15 protein-coding genes and 3 pseudogenes are annotated in these 17,101 nt (G+C 68.4%); 10 read left to right on the top strand and 8 right to left on the bottom strand.

The features are described 5' to 3' along the window. Window positions 1-81 precede the first annotated feature (81 nt). Window positions 82-1,008, bottom strand: coding sequence for a LysR substrate-binding domain-containing protein (locus ACFWV8_RS26400; RefSeq protein WP_384208460.1), 927 nt, complete (start codon window positions 1,006-1,008; stop codon window positions 82-84). 163 nt (window positions 1,009-1,171) lie between these two features. Between ACFWV8_RS26400 and ACFWV8_RS26405 the strand changes: the two genes are divergently transcribed. The 6 genes and pseudogenes from ACFWV8_RS26405 (at window position 1,172) to ACFWV8_RS26430 (ending at window position 6,760) form a co-directional block, all read left to right on the top strand. Next, window positions 1,172-3,391 (top strand): thiamine pyrophosphate-dependent enzyme, encoded by a 2,220-nt coding sequence (locus ACFWV8_RS26405; RefSeq protein ID WP_384208463.1) that lies wholly within the window; start codon window positions 1,172-1,174, stop codon window positions 3,389-3,391. Beyond that, window positions 3,388-4,575, top strand: coding sequence for an acyl-CoA dehydrogenase family protein (locus ACFWV8_RS26410; protein WP_384208466.1), 1,188 nt, complete (start codon window positions 3,388-3,390; stop codon window positions 4,573-4,575). Before ACFWV8_RS26405 ends, ACFWV8_RS26410 begins: the two co-directional genes overlap by 4 nt. 160 nt (window positions 4,576-4,735) lie before the next feature. After that, window positions 4,736-4,987, top strand: a pseudogene (locus tag ACFWV8_RS26415) (acyl-CoA dehydrogenase family protein); the annotation flags it as partial. Window positions 4,988-5,094: 107 nt separating this feature from the next. After that, a pseudogene (locus ACFWV8_RS26420) lies at window positions 5,095-5,712 on the top strand (DNA cytosine methyltransferase); the annotation flags it as partial. A gap of 43 nt (window positions 5,713-5,755) precedes the next feature. Further along, window positions 5,756-6,013 (top strand): annotated as a pseudogene (locus ACFWV8_RS26425) (DnaB-like helicase N-terminal domain-containing protein); the annotation flags it as partial. Window positions 6,014-6,064: 51 nt separating this feature from the next. Continuing rightward, window positions 6,065-6,760, top strand: a complete 696-nt coding sequence (locus ACFWV8_RS26430; RefSeq protein WP_384208469.1) for a DnaB-like helicase N-terminal domain-containing protein — start codon at window positions 6,065-6,067, stop codon at window positions 6,758-6,760. 295 nt (window positions 6,761-7,055) lie between these two features. Here ACFWV8_RS26430 and ACFWV8_RS26435 read toward each other — a convergent pair whose 3' ends face one another. From ACFWV8_RS26435 to ACFWV8_RS26445, 3 genes are all read right to left on the bottom strand, one after another. Beyond that, the gene (locus ACFWV8_RS26435) at window positions 7,056-7,484 is read right to left on the bottom strand and encodes a hypothetical protein (protein WP_384208472.1); all 429 of its coding nucleotides are present in this window, start codon (window positions 7,482-7,484) and stop codon (window positions 7,056-7,058) included. Window positions 7,485-7,564: 80 nt separating this feature from the next. After that, window positions 7,565-8,701 carry an epoxide hydrolase family protein gene (locus tag ACFWV8_RS26440; RefSeq protein WP_384208475.1) on the bottom strand — a complete coding sequence of 379 codons (1,137 nt, stop codon included), beginning with the start codon at window positions 8,699-8,701 and terminating at the stop codon, window positions 7,565-7,567. A gap of 32 nt (window positions 8,702-8,733) precedes the next feature. Continuing rightward, window positions 8,734-9,744 (bottom strand): ankyrin repeat domain-containing protein, encoded by a 1,011-nt coding sequence (locus ACFWV8_RS26445; protein WP_384208478.1) that lies wholly within the window; start codon window positions 9,742-9,744, stop codon window positions 8,734-8,736. Window positions 9,745-9,994: 250 nt separating this feature from the next. Here ACFWV8_RS26445 and ACFWV8_RS26450 point away from each other — a divergent pair, with 250 nt between their 5' ends. The 3 genes from ACFWV8_RS26450 (at window position 9,995) to ACFWV8_RS26460 (ending at window position 13,521) form a co-directional block, all read left to right on the top strand. Continuing rightward, on the top strand, window positions 9,995-10,927 hold the full coding sequence (locus ACFWV8_RS26450) for an AraC family transcriptional regulator (RefSeq protein WP_384208480.1): 933 nt from the start codon (window positions 9,995-9,997) through the stop codon (window positions 10,925-10,927). 621 nt (window positions 10,928-11,548) lie between these two features. Continuing rightward, window positions 11,549-12,241, top strand: coding sequence for a FadR/GntR family transcriptional regulator (locus tag ACFWV8_RS26455; protein ID WP_384208483.1), 693 nt, complete (start codon window positions 11,549-11,551; stop codon window positions 12,239-12,241). Next, window positions 12,238-13,521, top strand: coding sequence for a CynX/NimT family MFS transporter (locus ACFWV8_RS26460; RefSeq protein ID WP_384208486.1), 1,284 nt, complete (start codon window positions 12,238-12,240; stop codon window positions 13,519-13,521). The genes ACFWV8_RS26455 and ACFWV8_RS26460 overlap by 4 nt, the downstream gene beginning before the upstream one ends. Before the next feature lie 296 nt (window positions 13,522-13,817). On the opposite strand, the gene ACFWV8_RS26465 is transcribed toward ACFWV8_RS26460, so the two are convergent. From ACFWV8_RS26465 to ACFWV8_RS26480, 4 genes are all read right to left on the bottom strand, one after another. Then, window positions 13,818-14,099, bottom strand: coding sequence for a hypothetical protein (locus ACFWV8_RS26465; RefSeq protein WP_384208489.1), 282 nt, complete (start codon window positions 14,097-14,099; stop codon window positions 13,818-13,820). Window positions 14,100-14,690: 591 nt separating this feature from the next. Next, on the bottom strand, window positions 14,691-15,044 hold the full coding sequence (locus ACFWV8_RS26470) for a VOC family protein (RefSeq protein WP_384208491.1): 354 nt from the start codon (window positions 15,042-15,044) through the stop codon (window positions 14,691-14,693). Between the two features lie 100 nt (window positions 15,045-15,144). Then, window positions 15,145-15,645: a flavin reductase family protein gene (locus tag ACFWV8_RS26475; protein WP_384208493.1), complete on the bottom strand. Its 501-nt coding sequence runs from the start codon at window positions 15,643-15,645 to the stop codon at window positions 15,145-15,147. Next, the gene (locus ACFWV8_RS26480) at window positions 15,638-15,826 is read right to left on the bottom strand and encodes a hypothetical protein (RefSeq protein ID WP_384208496.1); all 189 of its coding nucleotides are present in this window, start codon (window positions 15,824-15,826) and stop codon (window positions 15,638-15,640) included. The genes ACFWV8_RS26475 and ACFWV8_RS26480 overlap by 8 nt, the downstream gene beginning before the upstream one ends. A 643-nt stretch (window positions 15,827-16,469) precedes the next feature. Here ACFWV8_RS26480 and ACFWV8_RS26485 point away from each other — a divergent pair. Continuing rightward, window positions 16,470-17,036: a TetR/AcrR family transcriptional regulator gene (locus ACFWV8_RS26485; protein ID WP_384208499.1), complete on the top strand. Its 567-nt coding sequence runs from the start codon at window positions 16,470-16,472 to the stop codon at window positions 17,034-17,036. The last annotated feature ends 65 nt before the right edge of the window (window positions 17,037-17,101 follow it).

The following is a 17,101-nucleotide window of genomic DNA, read 5'->3' on the forward strand; positions in this document are numbered from 1 at the left end:
CGTCGGGTCGATGGCACCCACCCTGCGTGAGCCGCACGGCGGACGGCAGACCCCGGAGGACGACAGTCGGTCCGCCGAGACTCAGCAGATCTTTCCCTCGTCCGGGCCGGGCTCCGGCGTCCGCCGCCGGGCCACCTCCACGATCGTGCTGAGCGCCAGCTCCACCGCGGGACTCGGACCGACGCGCCGCCGGACCGCGATCACCTGGCGTCGCGCCGTGCAGTCGCGCAGCCTGACCGCCCTGGTCCCCGGACCGGGCTGGGCACCGAGCCGGGGCACCAGGGCCACCCCGAGCCCGGCCCCGACGAGGCTGCGGACGACGTCGTAGTCGTTGGTACGGAAGTCGACCTTGGGCACGAACCCCTCGGCGCCGCACAGCCGGTGCAGGCAGGCCGACCCGCCCGTGCCCACGGTCGTCGAGATCCAGGACTCCTCCCGCAGATCGTCCAGTGCGGCCGATCCGGACAGCCGGTGATCGTCCGGCACCATCAGCACCAGGTCCTCGCTGAACACGGTGGTCCGCCGCACCCCCTGGGGCCAGGCCCGGGGCACGGTGTCGTACGCGTACACCAGCGCGAGGTCGAGCACCCGGTCGGACACCAGGGGGAGCAGCCGCTCGGGCTCACCCTCCTCCAGTTCGATGGACACCCCGGGGAGCCGGCGGGCGATCTCGGCGACGGCGGTCGGCAGCAGATACTCGCTCGCGGTCGGAAAGCTCCCGATCCGCAGCTGCCCCAGCCGCCCCTCGGCCATCGACCGGACGTCGGCCTCCAGACCGTCGAGCAGGGCCAGGGCCTCCGCCGCGCGCCGCACCAGGAGTTCGGCCGCCGGGGTCGGCCGGACGGACCGCGCGTGCCGGTCGAACAGCCGCATCCGCACATCCCGTTCCAGCGCCGACATCTGCTGGGACACCGCCGACGAGGTGTATCCCAGCTCCTTCGCCGCGGTGGCGAACGAACCGGTCCGTACGACGGCCCCCAGGGTCCGCAGATGCACCGGGTTGATCACGATCAGGGTCCTCTCCTCCGGCGCCGGCGACCCACCGATCATGGCCTCGCCGAGCAGACGAGGGCAAGCATCGCTGGTGCTTGACCCACGAGCCCGTGGCTTCGCACGGTCGCCACACCCGGGTGCCGCGCCACAGACTGGGCGGGCAGCCAAGGAGGGTGACATGGAGACCATCGACGAGTACTTCCTACGCCGGATGCGCGAGGACGACGCCGGAGCCGAGCGGCCTCCCGACGTCCTGTCACCCCGGGAGCGCCAGGAACTGCTGGCCTGTTTCGAGGCCCAACTCCTCAGCCGCCAGACGGACTTCGCCTGCCGCGAACTCCAGGCCCGCGGCGAGGCCTTCTACACCATCGGCTCGTCGGGCCACGAGTCGAACGCGGCCGTCGCCCTCGCCCTGCGCCCCACCGACCCCGCGCTCCTGCACTATCGGTCCGGCGGCTTCTACGCCGCACGCGCGGGCCAGGTCCCCGGCACCTCGCCCGCCCAGGACATCCTCAGCGGCGCCATGGCCTCGACCAGCGACCCCATCTCGGGCGGACGGCACAAGGTCTTCGGCAGCGTCCCCCTCCACGTCGTCCCGGGGACCTCCACCATCGCGTCCCACCTGCCCCGGGCCTTCGGCCTCGCCTACGCCCTCGACAGCGGCGCCCGGCCCCGGGCCGACTCCCCGTGGCCCGCCGACGCCGTCGTGATCAGCAGCTTCGGTGACGCCTCCGCGAACCATTCCACCGCCCTCGGCGCCCTCAACGCCGCCGCGTACTGCGCCCATCGCCGGATCCCCCTGCCGATCCTGTTCCTCTGCGAGGACAACGGACTCGGCATCAGCACCAGGAGCCCGGCCGGCTGGGTGGAGAACCTGCTCCGCGGCATCCCGGGTGTCGACTACTTCCACGGCTCGGGCACCGAGCCCCGGCGTCTGCTGCGCACGGCCCACGAGGCGGCGGCCGTCGTCCGGACCGAACGCCGTCCCGCGGTGCTCCATCTGGAGACGGTCCGGCTCATGGGCCACGCAGGTTCGGACGCCGAGATCGCCTACCGGTCCCGCCGTGAGATCCAGGCCGAGTACGCCAAGGATCCCCTCCTGGCGACCGCGCGCACCCTCACCCGCCTGGGCGTGCTGAGCCCGGCGGAGGTCCTCGACCGGTACGAGGCGGTACGCGCCCTGGTCGCGGACACCGCCGCCCGCATCCCCCGCGACCACCTCGACTCAGCCTCGGCGGTGACCGCCCCCCTCACCCGGACCGCCCCGGACGAGGTCCGTCGCGTCTCACTCCGGGCCGCGTCCGACCGGGCGGACGTCTTCCGCGCCCGGCTCCCCGAGCGGGAGCCCCCGCGGACACTCGCGCAGATCATCAACGCGACCCTCAAGGACGCGATGGCCGCCTTCCCGGAAACCCTGCTCTTCGGCGAGGACGTCGGGCGCAAGGGCGGGGTCTACGGCGTCACCCGCGGTCTCCGGAAGGCATTCGGCCCTGACCGCGTCTTCGACACCCTCCTCGACGAACAGACCGTCCTGGGCATGGCCCTCGGCTCCGCGCTCGCCGGATTCCTCCCCGTCCCGGAGATCCAGTACCTCGCGTATCTGCACAACGCCGAGGACCAGCTCCGCGGCGAGGCGGCAAGCCTGCGGTTCTTCTCCGACGGGCAGTACGAGAACGGCATGGTCGTCCGGATCGCGGGCCTCGCGTACCAGAGGGGCTTCGGCGGCCACTTCCACAACGACAACTCGCTCGCCGTCCTCCGCGACATCCCCGGGCTGGTCCTCGCCGTACCCAGCCACCCCGCCTCCGCCGGCGGACTGCTCAGGCACTGCCTGGCACTCGCCCGCACCGAGGGCCGGGTCTGTGTCTTCCTCGAACCGATCGCGCTGTACCACCAGCGCGACCTGTTCGACGGCGACGCGGCCTGGCTGGCGCCGTACCCCGCCCCCACGGCCTGGAAAACCGACGACGCGTGCGCCCTGGGACGCGTACGACGGGTCCGCGACGGCCGGGACCTGCTGCTGGTGACCTTCGGGAACGGCGTACGGATGAGCCTGCGGGCCGCGGCCACACTCGCGGGACAGGGCGTCGACTGCGCCGTCCTGGACCTTCAGTGGCTCTCGCCGCTTCCCGAGGAAGAACTGCTCACCGCCGCCGGAGAACACACCAGGGTCCTTGTGGTCGACGAGACCCGTCGCAGCGGCGGCGTCGCGGAACAGGCCGTCGCCACGCTCATCGACCGCGGCTATCGCGGCCGAATCGCCCGGGTCTCCGGCACCGACAGCTACATCCCGCTCGGCCCCGCCGCCGACCACGTCCTGCTGTCCGAGGACGACATCGTCACCGCGGCCACCGCCCTGGCCCGGCACCCCGCCCCTGACCTCCGAGGAGACCTGTGAAGGCCGCCCGCCCACCGCAGCCCGCCCCTCTCGACCTGGCCGGGATCGACGATCTGCTGACTCCGCAGGAGAAGGAGGTGCGTGACTCCGTACGGACCTTGTGCGAACGCCGCGTCGAACCGCACATCGCCCAGTGGTACGAGGACGGCGCGATTCCCGACATCCGCGGACTCGCCCGGGAACTGGGCGCCCTCGGGCTCCTCGGCATGCACCTGGACGGCTATGGCTGCCCCGGCATGAGCGCGACCGACTACGGACTCGCCTGCCTGGAACTCGAAGCCGTGGACTCCGGCGTCCGCTCCCTGGTGTCCGTCCAGGGATCCCTGGCCATGTACGCGATCCACCGCTTTGCCACGGAGGAGACGCGGAAGACCTGGCTCCCGGGAATGGCCTCCGGCGACCTGATCGGCTGCTTCGGCCTCACCGAGCCCGACTGCGGCTCAGACCCGGCGGCCATGCGGACCCGGGCCGTACGCGACGGCCGTGACTGGGTCATCGACGGCCGCAAGATGTGGATCACCAACGGGTCGGTCGCCGACGTGGCCGTGGTGTGGGCCCAAACTGCCGACGGAATCCGGGGATTCGCGGTGCCCACCGGCACCCGGGGGTTCTCCGCCCACACGATCCGCCACAAGATGTCCCTGCGCGCGTCCGTCACGAGCGAACTCGTCCTGGAGGGCGTCCGCGTCCCGGACGACTGCGCCTTCCCCGAGGTCCGCGGCCTGGCGGGCCCGCTGAGCTGCCTGAACGAGGCACGTTACGGCATCGTCTGGGGCGCCCTCGGCGCTGCCCGCTCCTCCCTCGTGTGCGCGCTCGACTACGCGGGCACGCGCGAGCAGTTCGGCCGCCCGCTCGCCGCGTTCCAGCTGACCCAGCAGAAGCTCGCCGACATGAACGTCGAATACGTGAAGGGCCTGCTCCTGGCGCTCCACCTCGGCCGCCGCAAGGACGCGGGCACCCTGCACCCCGCCCAGATCAGCCTCGCCAAGCTGAACAACGTCCGCGAGGCCCTGACGATCTGCCGCACCGCGCGGACGATCCTCGGCGCCAACGGGATCTCGCTGGAGTATCCGGTCATCCGCCATATGAACAACCTGGAGTCGGTCCTGACGTACGAGGGCACGACCGAGATGCACACCCTGGTGGTCGGCCAGGCGATGACCGGGATCCCGGCGTTCCGCTAGGCCGTGCTGAACCTCGCGGCGCGAATCGCGGCGCGGTGCGGAGAGGGTGTCCTTGACGCGGCTCGTGCGGCATGCAACGGTGAGGGTGTTATTTAGCGATGTTAAGTGAATCTCTGGGGGGTCCTGCCCCCGTCCTCGGCGAACGCCTCGAAAGAGCGGCATGAAACTGAGGTTGTCACCTGAGGACGCGGCCTTCCGCGCCGAGCTGCGGGAGTTCTTCACCACCCAGGTGCCGCGGCACATCCGGGACACGGTGGCGGCCCGCGAGGACCTCACCAAGGAGCAGATCGTCGAGTCCATGCGAACGCTCGACGCCGCCGGGATCGCCGTGCCCAACTGGCCGGTCGAATGGGGCGGCAAGGACTGGACTCCGCTCCGGCGGCACATCTGGCACGAGGAGATGCAGGCGGCCTGCGTCCCGCCGGCATGGTGGAAGGCGGTCACGGTGTGGCGGCCGATGAACCCGGCCGCCCCGGTGACCAGGACGTGGCTGCCGGGGGCCATCGGGCGCTTGCCTGAGGGGCGAGACGGTGGATCCGGGTGGTGGTGGAGTGGCCCTGGCCCGTTACCCACCGTGTATGCAGCGGCGGGCCGGGAGGCGGTCCCGAGCCCTTCCCGTCCGGCTCACGCAAGACACTGGCCGACGCCCGCGACCGGGGAACCTGGCTCCACCACATCGCCCCTGACACCGTCGTGCTCCGGCCACAGACGCGGGGAGCCGGCTGGACCGCGCGCCACTGCGCCCTCGACGACGCACCCGCCGACTCCCCGGCGCCGACCTTCACCAGCAAGGCAACCCACTGGAAGTGGTCACTGCGCAGCAACAACCAGGCCAACTCCACCGTGCGCCGGGCCGACGAACCGGCCGGCACGCTGTTCTTCGGCCATCGGGCCAATGAGTGCACCTGGGTCGCCGAGTCCGCTACCGGATCCGCGGACAGCGAGCAAGAGACCGGCCCCGAGCCGATAAGGATCACTGCCCAGGAAGCGGGCATGCTGCAGAGCTTCCCCGCCGACTACCCCTGGCAGGGCAACAAGGGCCAAGTCTTCTCCCAGATCGGCAACGCCGTCCCGCCGCGCCTCGCCCCACACCTCAACAAGCCCTTCAACCCTGCCGACTTCACCCTCACCGCCTGATGCCCCACCCCCCGAACCCGAGCAAAACGACGACCTCGACCGCATACCGGCACCGAAACCCGTCCACTACGCCGAACAGGCCCTACTCGGCGCCCTCCTCCTCGAACCCCAGCGCCTAGCCGACACGGGCACCCTGGCCACCGGCCACTTCGACAACCACACCCACGCCAGCCGGTTCACCGCGATCCGTACCCTTCCACCGCCCGACCTGGACGACCACGCCAAGGACACCACCTGGCTCGACCAGGTCCTGGAGCACGCCCGTCCCCACGCCCCCGGCCTGAACGCCTCCTACCTCCACGCCCTCATCCAGTTCTGCCCGCAGCCCAAGCACGCCGCGGCCTACACCCGGATGATCCGCGCCGACCACGCCCGCCGGACCCTGCGCCTGCACGCCGAACGCCTTGCCCAGACCGCCACCGACCCAGCCGGGCCCGACCCGGCAGCCGCCACCCTCACGCAGGCCGACGCTCTCGGCCGCGTCCTGGACGGCCTCGCCGGGCAGTTCGCCCCACACCCCGGCTCTCTCCCCCGCACCACACACACCGGGGATGCCCCACGCCAGGCCGGCGAGGAGGACCTCGACGAAGAACGTCTCCTCCTGGCGACCGCCACCGCCTACCCGGCGGAGGTACAACAGATGCGATGGCTGGCCGCGGAGGACTTCCTCCTGCCGCTGCACGCCGCGCTCTGGCAGTCCGTCACGGCGCTGGTCCACCGCGGCGACATGGTCGACCCGGTCACCGTCCTCGGCGAGGCCCAGCACCGCGGACTGATCACCGACGCCCTCCCCCCTCCCCGCGACCTGATGGCCCTAGTCTCCACGCCCGCCGGGTCCCCCGAGTACTGGGGCGAGAGGGTCTTGCAGCGCACCCTCCTCGCCCGCTGCCCGTCCGCAGGCACGCCCCGCCACGGCCCCCCGGGCCGGTCCGCCCAACCGGCCGAGCCTCACCCCCGCGCGCGCCCACCGATGACCTCAACCACCGGGCCCGGCGGGAATGTGCACCGGGCCCGTCTTACCTCAGGAGGGGAATCCACCAGCCGATGACCATCGAACTCGCCAGGGACGTGACCGTGCTGTCGTCGCCTCCACCGCCCTGGACGTCCTGGGCGACGCGTTCGTCCTCGCCCAGCCGCTTCCCGACCCGGCGGGCGCCCGCGTGCTCGGCTGCATCCTGCGGCTCACACGATCCAACGAAGCCGCCCGCGACTGGTGGCAGTACGCCGCCGGCGACCGAGACGCCACCGCCGCCTCCACCTGCACCACCTCGCCCGCGGCGAACTCACCGAAGCACGCTGGTGGCACGCCCAGGCCGAGCGCACCGTGACGCCGACACCCGCGTTCAAGGAGCCGGCGCCCGCCACCCCCGACACTGCCGCGCCCGGCAGGCGGCCGGCTGCCCGGCTTCACGTGTCGGGAGCACATCGACCACGCGATGGTCTTCGACGCTGGTCAAGACAGTGGAGTACGTCTGGCCGCGACGGATCGCGAAGTCGTCCACGCCCAGCACACGCGGAGTGCCCAACCGTGGATCGGGCAATGCCATGACCCTGCGTAACAAGGTCATCCGTCCCGCGCCGAAACCCAGTTGGGCCGCCAGCCGAGCGCCGTGCCGCCCGGCCAGCGCGAGCCCCACTCGCTCCAAGGCGCGGCTGAGCCGCGTGGTGAACCGTGCGTACGGCGCGGCCAGCCGCGAGAACAGCTCGGCGAACGTCCGGCGCGGGCAGTCCGCCGACCCGCAGATGAAGCGCCGAACCGTCAGCCGGATCACAAAGCCCTGATCAGCGAGCGGAAGGTCTTTTCGGCCTGCAAACCGCAGATCACGCAGGTAGAGCCGTCCCTCGAAAGGAGCTACACCCAACGAAGATGGCGGAAGCTTGCGCGGACCTCTTCGGTGAACAGCTCGGGCTGTTCCCATGCCGGGAAATGCCCGCCCTTCGGCAGCACGTTGTAGTGGCCCAGGGTCGGGTAGCGCTCCTTCACCCACCGCCGGCTGGCCAGATGGAGATCGCGCGGAAACTGGCTGAAGCCGACGGGAACCGAGATTTCCTGCTCCCGGAAGCTGCGCATGCTTTCCCAGTAGATGCGTGCGGACGAGGCGCCGGTAGCGGTCAGCCAGTAGAGCGTGATGTTGTCGAGCATGTCGTCACGGCTCAGTGCCTGTTCCGGATCGCCGTCATTGTCCGTCCAGCGCTCGTACAGTTCGTAGAGCCATGCGGCCTGCGCCACAGGGGAGTCTGTGAGCGCGTAGCCGATGGTCTGCGGGCTCTGAATCTGCTCGAGCTGATACGCCGACTTGTTCGTCTGGAAGTCGCGCAGGCGTTCCAGTCCGCGCCGCTCGTCCTCGTCCTGTGCTTCCATCCTTTCGAAAACGGGAAACATATTGAAATGTACTGCCCGCACCGTCGGTGCGCCGATGGCGCCGAGCGCGTTCGTGATGGCGTAGCCCCAGTCGCCGCCCTGCGCGACGAACTGGTCGTACCCGAGTCGCCGCATCAGTTCGACCCAGGCGCTTGTGATACGTTCCGCGCCCCAGCCGGTCTCGGTCGGCTTCTCCGTGAGGCTGAACCCGGGCATCGAAGGGACGACCACGTGGAAGGCGTCCTTGGGGTCACCGCCGTGAGCACGGGGGTCTGCCAGGAGCGGTATGGACTTGGCGATTTCGAACGGAGAGCCCGGCCAGCCATGCGTGACCACGAGCGGAATGGCATCCGGCTCCGGTGAACGCATATGGAGGAAGTGGATGTCGAGCCCGTCGATTCGCGTCGTGGACGGGTTGAGTGCGTTCAGCCGCTTCTCGGCTGCGCGCCAGTCGTACCCATCTCGCCAGTAGTCGATGAGCGCCTGCATCCGCTTTAGGGGTGCGCCCTGGCTGGAATTGGACACCGTTTCGCGCTCGGGCCAGCGGGTGCGCGAAAGGCGCTCGCGCAGATCCTTCAGTGCGGATTCGGGGAAATCGAAGGGTCGGGGCTGGATGGTCTCGCTCATAGCAGGATCCTTCTTGGAGGGGTGCTGGGTTTCTAGGACTGGTCGGCGGCGTCGAGGAAGCGGGCGATGTCCTCGTATTCGTAGCGAAGCGCCAGCTCCTTCGGGGTGACGCCCGTGTGGCCCCGTAGATCGAGACGTGCTCCGGCCTCGACCAGCGCCTTCACCACTTCGAGGTGCCCGTGCCATACGCCGTCGTGAAGGGCGCAGAGCCCGTTGTAGGGACCTGTGGCGTCTATGTCGGGGACCGCCTTGTCGGCGTTCCGGGAAACCTGGGTCAGCGCCCGGATGATGTCGGCGTGCCCGAAGTAGGTTGCGTCGTGGAGGGCGGTGCCGCCCATCAGTCCGATGATGCGGTCCAGGTCGGCGCCCGCTTTGATAAGCAGGTGCACGACCTCGGTGTGTCCGTCTCGCGCGGCTATGCCGAGCGGCGTGTAGTTGTCATCAGGGTTTCCCACCATGGGGACTCGTTCGTTGAGGGCAACTTTCGCGGCGATCAGCCGCGCAACCTCGGCAGGGTCGTTCGCCTTGGCCGCCGCTACCAGCTTCAGAGCACCGACCGCTTCCTCGTTGCGCTCGACCTGCGCCTCGATCAGGGCGGCGATTGCGTCGAGACCATCACTACGGGCGACGTCGAGCGCGGTCTGCTGCCAGATATTCTTGATCGTCACCTTTGCGCCACGCTGCAAAAGAAGGCCGACAGCTTCCGCGTTCTTGTGCAGGACGGCGTCTGTCAACGCCGTATTGCCCAGAACCGGCGACTGCTGATCGATGAAAGCGCCGTGATCGAGAAGCGACCCGATCACATCGACGTTGCCCGACTGTGCCGCCTTGTGCAGCGCCGTCGCGCCCATGCGCCGCTCGACGCTGAACACATCGGCGCCGGCCGCAACGAGGAGATCGACCATGTAGGACTGGCCGAGGCCTGCGGCGATCATCAGCGGCGTGAGGCCGTCCGTGCCGCGCTGGTTCGGGTCCGCTCCGGCGCGAAGAAGGCTGCTCGCCGCCGGAAGGTCACCGGCCCGGATCGAGGATTCGAGCGTCATTTCAGATCTCCATTCGTTGGTTGGTCAGGCGCGATCGGATGCGATTCAGTCGAGCCGCGCTGGAGCCGCAGGCCGCACCTGTAGGGGTACTCGCGCAGTTGCAGTCGGGCGGCGAGGCGATGGTTGGTCCATGTCGGCCGGGTCGAGAGCGGGTGGTGCTGCTGCGCATGACACCCATACTGAAACGGCGGATAGGACGAATCCATAGGCAAAAAGCTGGAACGCCTGCGTGATCGTCTAATATTGGCTCATGGATGCCTTCGAAGACATGTTCCGCAACGTGCGGGCCCAGGGGTCACTGTTCGGCAGCTCAACCGTGACCGCCCCCTGGGCGTTGCGGTTCGTCGACGGCGCGCCGCTGACGCTGTGCACCATGCTCGAAGGATCGGGGTGGATCCTTCCGGAAGGGCACCCGCCCGAGCACCTCACCGCCGGTGACACGTTGATTCTGCGCGGCCCCGCACCGTTCTCCTTCGTCGACGAGATCGGCACCGCGGCCGAACCGATCGAATGCGGGGAGAACTGTGCGACGCCTGATCAGGGCGGGACCTACCACCGCCTTGGCTGGCACGACGCCGCTCCCGGCGACTCGAACGGCGCGACGACGCTGGTTACCGGCGCTTACCCGGTCCGCGGCGAGATCGGTCGGCAACTGCTCGAGGCGGTGCCCGACGTCCTACGTGTTCCGGGCGACGGCACAGTCAATGCCGTGCAGGCCCTCCTGGCCGCGGAGGTCGCCGTCGATGCCCCGGGCCAGCAGATCGTGCTCGACCGGCTTCTGGACTGGATGCTGGTGTGCTCTCTGCGCGACTGGTTCGACCGGCCAGGCGGCAACCCCCCGGCCTGGTACTCCGCACACCGTGACCCAGTCGTCGGTCACACACTGAGGCTGCTGCACGATCAGCCGGCCGCGCCGTGGACGGTCTCCTCCCTGGCCAACAGGGCCGGAGTGTCACGCGCCACCTTCGCGAAACGCTTCTCCGACCTGGTCGGCGAGCCACCGCTGACCTACCTCACCCGCCGGCGAATGACAATCGCCGCCGATCTCATGCGGGAACGGAAGGCGGCGACCCTCGCTGAGATCGCCCGCGAGGTCGGCTACTCAGACGCCTTCGGCTTCAGTGCCGCGTTCAAACGCATCCGCGGCGTCAACCCGACGGAGTTCCGGCGTGAACTTGTATAGCTTCCCGACCCCGACCACCTTCGTGCGATAGACGAATAGACAGGTTCTTCGGCTTCTTGCCCCTGGGATCGTATGGCCGGGTCCACAGCCCGCCGTATCGCCGGGCGCACCGCCCCACCATCACCGCCAGGACGACCTGTCTCAAGGCCGTGCCCGCGGTCCACCGCCGACTCCTCGGCCTCTGCCAAGCCCTCGACGGCACTGCGGCGGTCCCGGCCCAGCGCAAGGCCCGCCGCGAGTACGAGAACCGCGTCAACCTGCATGCCCCCGCTGCGGACCTCGGAAGTCAGTCACGCTCCGCTACATGACGGGTAACGGCAGCTTCACGAGTACAGGGCCGTATCAGCGATGCCAAGAGGCGCAAGGGCAGGTAAATGTGTTATCCCTCAGTAACGATCGACAGGCGTCCGACTAGGGCCCATATCACTGAGCGCCTTGACGGCGCCGCTCGCGCTGCCCACGGCACGGGCTGGTCGTTCCGGCAGGCGCTGATCTTCACGGCCGCATCGACAGCTACCCGCCGCTCAGCGACATCGCCCTGAACGCCTGCGCAGCCTCCCCTGACCTTGAGGCGATCTACGTCACCTCCAGATGTCAGACATCCGGTGTTAGGGTCACCTTATGAATGATCTCCAAGCGCCGCGCCGTGTCGCTAGCTTGTCGGCGCAACTGGTGGACACCCTCCGTGAACAGATCGCATCCGGCGCATGGCCGGTAGGGATGCGGATTCCGCCCGAACATGAGCTGGTCAAGCAGCTCGGTGTCGGGCGCACGACGGTCCGGGAGGCGATCGGTGCGCTGGTGCATCTGGGCCTGTTGGAGGCTCGGCAGGGCGACGGGACGTACGTCCGGGCGTCGAGCGAAATGCACTCGGTACTGATGAGACGTGCCAACACTTCGAGGCGGAGCGACGTGCTGGAACTGCGTGCAGTCCTGGAGGAGTACGCCTCGGGCCAGGCCGCGTTGCGGCGTACTGAAGATGACCTGATTCGCCTTTGGCACCTCCTCGACGAGGCCGAGGAAACCGCGGATTCACAGGAGATGGCCGCCATCGCGGAGGCCGACACCCGCTTCCACCAGGCCGTGGTGAGTGCCAGCGGGAACACCTTGCTCACCGAGGTGTACGACGTCCTCCGGATCGCGGTCGCCGAGCAGATCGGCGGCACCCTCTGGCCCAGTGAGACGGCCACAGAGCACACCCTTCTGCATAGGCGTCTCGTGGAGGCGATCGCGGCTGAAGACGAAATCGGCGCACGCTACTGCGCCACCGAAATCGTGAAGCTCACCGAGACCGGAACGGAACGGCAGAAGTGACCACCTCGAGGAACTCCCCCGTCGGCCTCACCGCGACTACAAAGGCCGATCCCGCCCCGACCGTGAAGAAGCCGATCACTACGCCTGCCCTTTCAGCTGGCCTCTTGATCGCTATTCTTCTGGTGGCGGCCAACCTGCGCGCGACCCTGACGGGTGTGGGCACACTGCTGCCGGCCATCGAGCAGGACACCGGGTTGTCCGCATCAGCGGGTGGCGTGCTGAGTACGCTGCCGCTGCTTACGTTCGCTGCGACTTCGCCCTTCGTCGGGCGCGCCTCGCACCGGGTCGGTACCACCCGACTCCTCGTGGCCTCTCTCGCAGTGCTGGCAGCGGGCACCGTTATCCGGTCCCTTCCTTCGATTGCCTGCCTGTTCGCCGGAACCGTGATCCTCTCGGGGGCGATCGCGGTGGGCAATGTCCTGCTGCCCACGGTGATTCGTACCCATGTGCCCGGCCCGAAGGTTCATACCGTCAGCGCCCTCTACGTCACCGCTATGGGATTGGTCGCTGCCTTGTCGTCCGGCATCTCCGTCCCGCTTGCTGGCGCCCTCCCCGGCACCTGGCATTCGGCTCTGGCCTGGGGAGTGGTCGTCACCCTCGCTGCTCTCGCGGTGTGGCTGCCTCGACTGCGAGGGACCCGGACGGACGGCAGCGTTCAGTCTGACGGAACACACGCTCCAACCCCATGGCGATCCTGGCTGGCATGGCAGGTGTCCTTCTTCATGGGCCTGCAATCCCTTGCCTTCTACACCGCCGTCGCTTGGCTGCCCAGCATCCTCAGTAAGCAGGGCATGAGCACTACAGCTGCCGGTTGGATGCTGTTCTACTACCAGCTCGTCGCGCTGATCACGAGCATGTTGCTGCCTTTGATCACTCGAGGCCGTCACGACCAGCGCTTCGTTGCTGCTGCGGGATCAGCGCTCGTCGCCGGCGGCTTCACGATTCTGCTCTTCCTTCCAGCCCTGGCAGTCGCAGCGTGCACTCTTCTCGGGTTGGGTGCCGGTGTCTGCCTCGTGCTCGCCCTGAGCTTCCAAAGCCAACGCGCCAGTGGCCCCAGCGAGACCACAGCCCTAGCCGGGATGGCTCAGTCCATCGGCTACCTCGTCGCAGCGACCGGACCCCTTCTTCTCGGCATCCTCCACGACACCACCAACAGCTGGACTGGTGCTCTCACCCTCCTCATCGCGTTGAGCCTGGTCATGGCCGCGGCCGGATATGGTGCTGGACGCGACCGCCACGTTCACGTGTCGACGGTCGTCAGGCGTCATCGGCGTCAGTGACCGCGCTCCGCACCTGTGCTCCGAAGCCCGGTTTCGGACAGCCCACGCAGCACCACCGGTACTGTGCACCATCAACTGTCTGCTGAAGAACTCGCCGACTCCTACATGATCAACATCTAGTCACCGCCGTCGCGTACTCCCCACCCGGTGGAGTCCCCCACCGGGTCGTTCGGCAGCGCATCCGATCTGGTTGTGACCGCGCTTCCGTGATGGCTACGGCTGATGCGTCGTCGGGCCGTACCTCAACTACTCAACCCTTTACTCAGGCGCGGCGGGCGAGAAGAGCTGGTTTTCGGTCAGTCGTTCCTGAGTGTGCCCACGTGGGATGTGGGCTCGGGCAGGGGTTCGGTGTTGCGGCTGCTGAGCCCGTCGAGGGAGATACGCAGGAGACGGCGCCACTGGCCCGGGTGCCTGTCGCCGGCCGTCAGGACGGCCTGGCTCAGGGAGCCGCTGAGCAGGACCAGATCATCGGTGGTGACATCGGGGCGCAGGAGGCCGGCATTGCGGGTACAAGCTTTGGCTGTGGGCCCGTACCGACAGCCTGTCCAGATCTGTGAACGCCAGGGACCCGTGCTCATCGACCGCGCCCATATGAGCCGGCACGGTGACGACGTCCCCCAGATGCTTACCCGGCCGCGTCCTGACGGCGCCCTGCCCGCAGGAAGTGGGGCAAGCGCGGCGTCACAGGTCTGGAGCCGCGGTGATCTCCACAGAGCGTGCGGCCCGAATCGAGCTGTCAGTCAGCGCCAACCGTCCTCACTCCGGAGTGGCAACGCTGAAGGGCTCAACGATTGACGGGAGACACATTCAACGTCTCGGCCTGAGGCATGCCGGAGGCGGAGGACCGCTCGACGGGAGCGGAAAGACGTGTGGATCGAGTCTCGTGCCGGCAACATATGCGCGGGGGGCTTCGAGAGGGCCTTCACCGTGTCGACGGCGGAGGGCTTCGAGCGATGGGTCCGGCGTCGGCGGGCGATCGGGCGAAGGCGGAGGGAAGTCGGAACGCACGGAAACCTTCCGGGCTTTGGGGGCGGGTGACCAGGGGAGCGAGTGTGGGCGCCTGGGCCTCGCACGTCGTTCCATCGGGTATGAGGGCCCCGGCCGGAGACGCGCCCTGACGTCTCGGTCCGAGGGCAAGCCGGAGGCCGGAGGCCCGCTACCGGACTCTCCTACTGCGGTCCGTAGATCACCACGGTGTTGCCCCATGGGTCCCGGGCTACCGCCCGGACCTCATGCGGGCCGTGCTCGGGCTCCCGGACTACGGACCCGCCGCCCTGCACGAGGCCTGCGAGTGCCGAGGCCACGTCGGGGACCTTGAACGAGGCCGCGGGCGCCCCGCCGGTGACGTCCTCGGCCGGGCCGGTCAGGGCCAACGTAGTGCTGCCGGCGTCGAGAGCGGCGTAGCGGTCGCCGTCGACGAACATCGTGGCCAGGCCGAAGGTGTCGGCGTAAAAGCGCACGGCGGCGTTGACGTCGGCCACCGGGTGCAGCACGTTCCCGATCTTCACTCGGTCGGTCTTCACGGGGTCGCTCACCGTACGGTCGCAGCACGGCTCGAGCGGAGGGTTGCACCACGGCGCGCGCCGCGGTCCACCACAGCTGTCGATCTGTGCTCGATGTGGTTCATGCAACGCTCTCCCCGAGGTGGAGGAAATCGCCTCGATACCACGTCACCGGCTTGCCGCCACCCATCCGGGCGTCGTGCACTCGGCCGATGAGAATTACGTGATCTCCTCCGGGTACTGCCTCCTCCAGCTCGCAGCGGATGACCGCGGCGGCGTCGGACAGTATCGGATGACCATTTTCGTCGGATTCGAAGCTCCCGTGTGCGAACTTGTTCTCGCCCTTCGTGGCGAACTTCATCGCCAACTTCGCATGTTCGGGCGTCACGATGTTCACCACGAACTGCTCAGCCGCCATGAAGGCCGGGAAGCAGTCCGCTCCTTGATCCAGACAAACGAGAATGAGTGGCGGGTCAAGCGACAACGCCGCGAAAGAGCTCGCGGTGAATCCGTGCGGCGCGCCGCCGGCGCCTCGGGTCGTCACGATCGTCACACCTGAAGGGAACTGAGCCAGCGCCGAGCGGAAGGCGGCCGCATCCAGTCCCTGAACTTGATTAGCCATTCCACACCTCGCGGGCAGTGTGTGCGGCGACCGATGCCGTGCCCACGGTGACGTGCTGCTCGGAGCTGCCGAAGGCATCGAAGCCCACCCGCTCCGCCAGCACCTCGATCAGCTCCCGATGCCGGTGCTCATGCGTGAGCCCGACCGGGGTGTCCCCCTCGGACATGAGGATGAAGTCCATGACGACCCTTCCGTCAAATGTTAATCACCAATAACACCCAAGGTAGCTCACCCCAGGTCACACATGGCCACCAGGGAGCCAAAAGCGTTAGGTGCTGGTAACAACGAGAGGGTCGGTCGGGTGCACCGGGAGGGAGTAACCACACGTCAGTGAGTCGCGGGCGTTCGGCCTCGTCGAGATCACGGACTCCGTCGGGAGCGGCATGCGTAGGGCGGCCCTGCCGCTGCATCAGAAGGTGCGCGCAGTCGTGCTAGGGGGTGTCTTCAAAGTCCCGCCTGGCCTGCGGCGGCTGGCAGGCAGACGGCGCTACTTTGAAGACACCCCCTAGCGACGGTGCGGATCGGCTGCGCCGGGCGCTCTCGCTGCGGGGCGAGATTTGAGGCCGTCCGTGCCGACCGCCGATCTTGTCGTGCCGACTTCCGACGCGTTGCTATTTACCGACGGCGTCGAGGCTGTCGCGTCCAGCGGGGCACTCGGCGACCCGCACGGAATCTCCTCTGAGCTGGGCTTTCCCTGCCTGAACGCCGTCGCCGACCTGTTCGCGACGCACACAACGACACGTTATCGGCCACTCACGTAAGCTTCGTACATGACTAGCTCACCTTCTCCTCGTACTGCATCGCCGCGCGCGACACGTCGGCAGGTGCTGATCAAGGTCGCCGGCGAGCTGTTCAACGAGCGTGCCTTCGATGCGGTCACCACGGAGATGATCGGCTCCCGCGCCGGCGTGACCGGCCCCGCCCTCTACCGGCACTTCCCCAGCAAGCAGGCGTTGCTCATCGCCGTGCTCGAGGATCCGTTGAACGAGCTGCTGGCGAACGCGCGCAAGACGGCAGCCGAGATCTCGGATCCACGCCAGGCACTCGAAGCAATGATCGACTACCACGTCAGACGCACCCTCGACAACGTGCCGTCCACGCTGGTGTTCCTGAAGAACGAACACAACGTCCCCGACGACGAACGCCATCGCATGCGACGCATGATGCGCCTCTACGCCGAAGAGTGGAGCGGCCTGGTCACACGGCTGCGGCCCGACCTGCCAGACGCGCAGACCCGCGTCCTGACCCACGCCGTCTTCTCGATGATCAACGCCGTCCCGCAGTTCAACAGCGGACTCGATCCCGAGACCGTCGCAACCACCATCCGCACCGCCGCCATCAACGCACTACTCGTCCCAGCAGACCCCATCCGACACGGAGAACGGCACTGAGTTCCAGGCCCCAGGGCGCAAGCGGCTCTTACCGGTCAGTTGTCTGGCGGCGGGGAGTAGCGGGC

The sequence above is a fragment of the Streptomyces sp. NPDC058665 genome, from assembly GCF_042714995.1.
Taxonomy (GTDB): domain Bacteria; phylum Actinomycetota; class Actinomycetes; order Streptomycetales; family Streptomycetaceae; genus Streptomyces.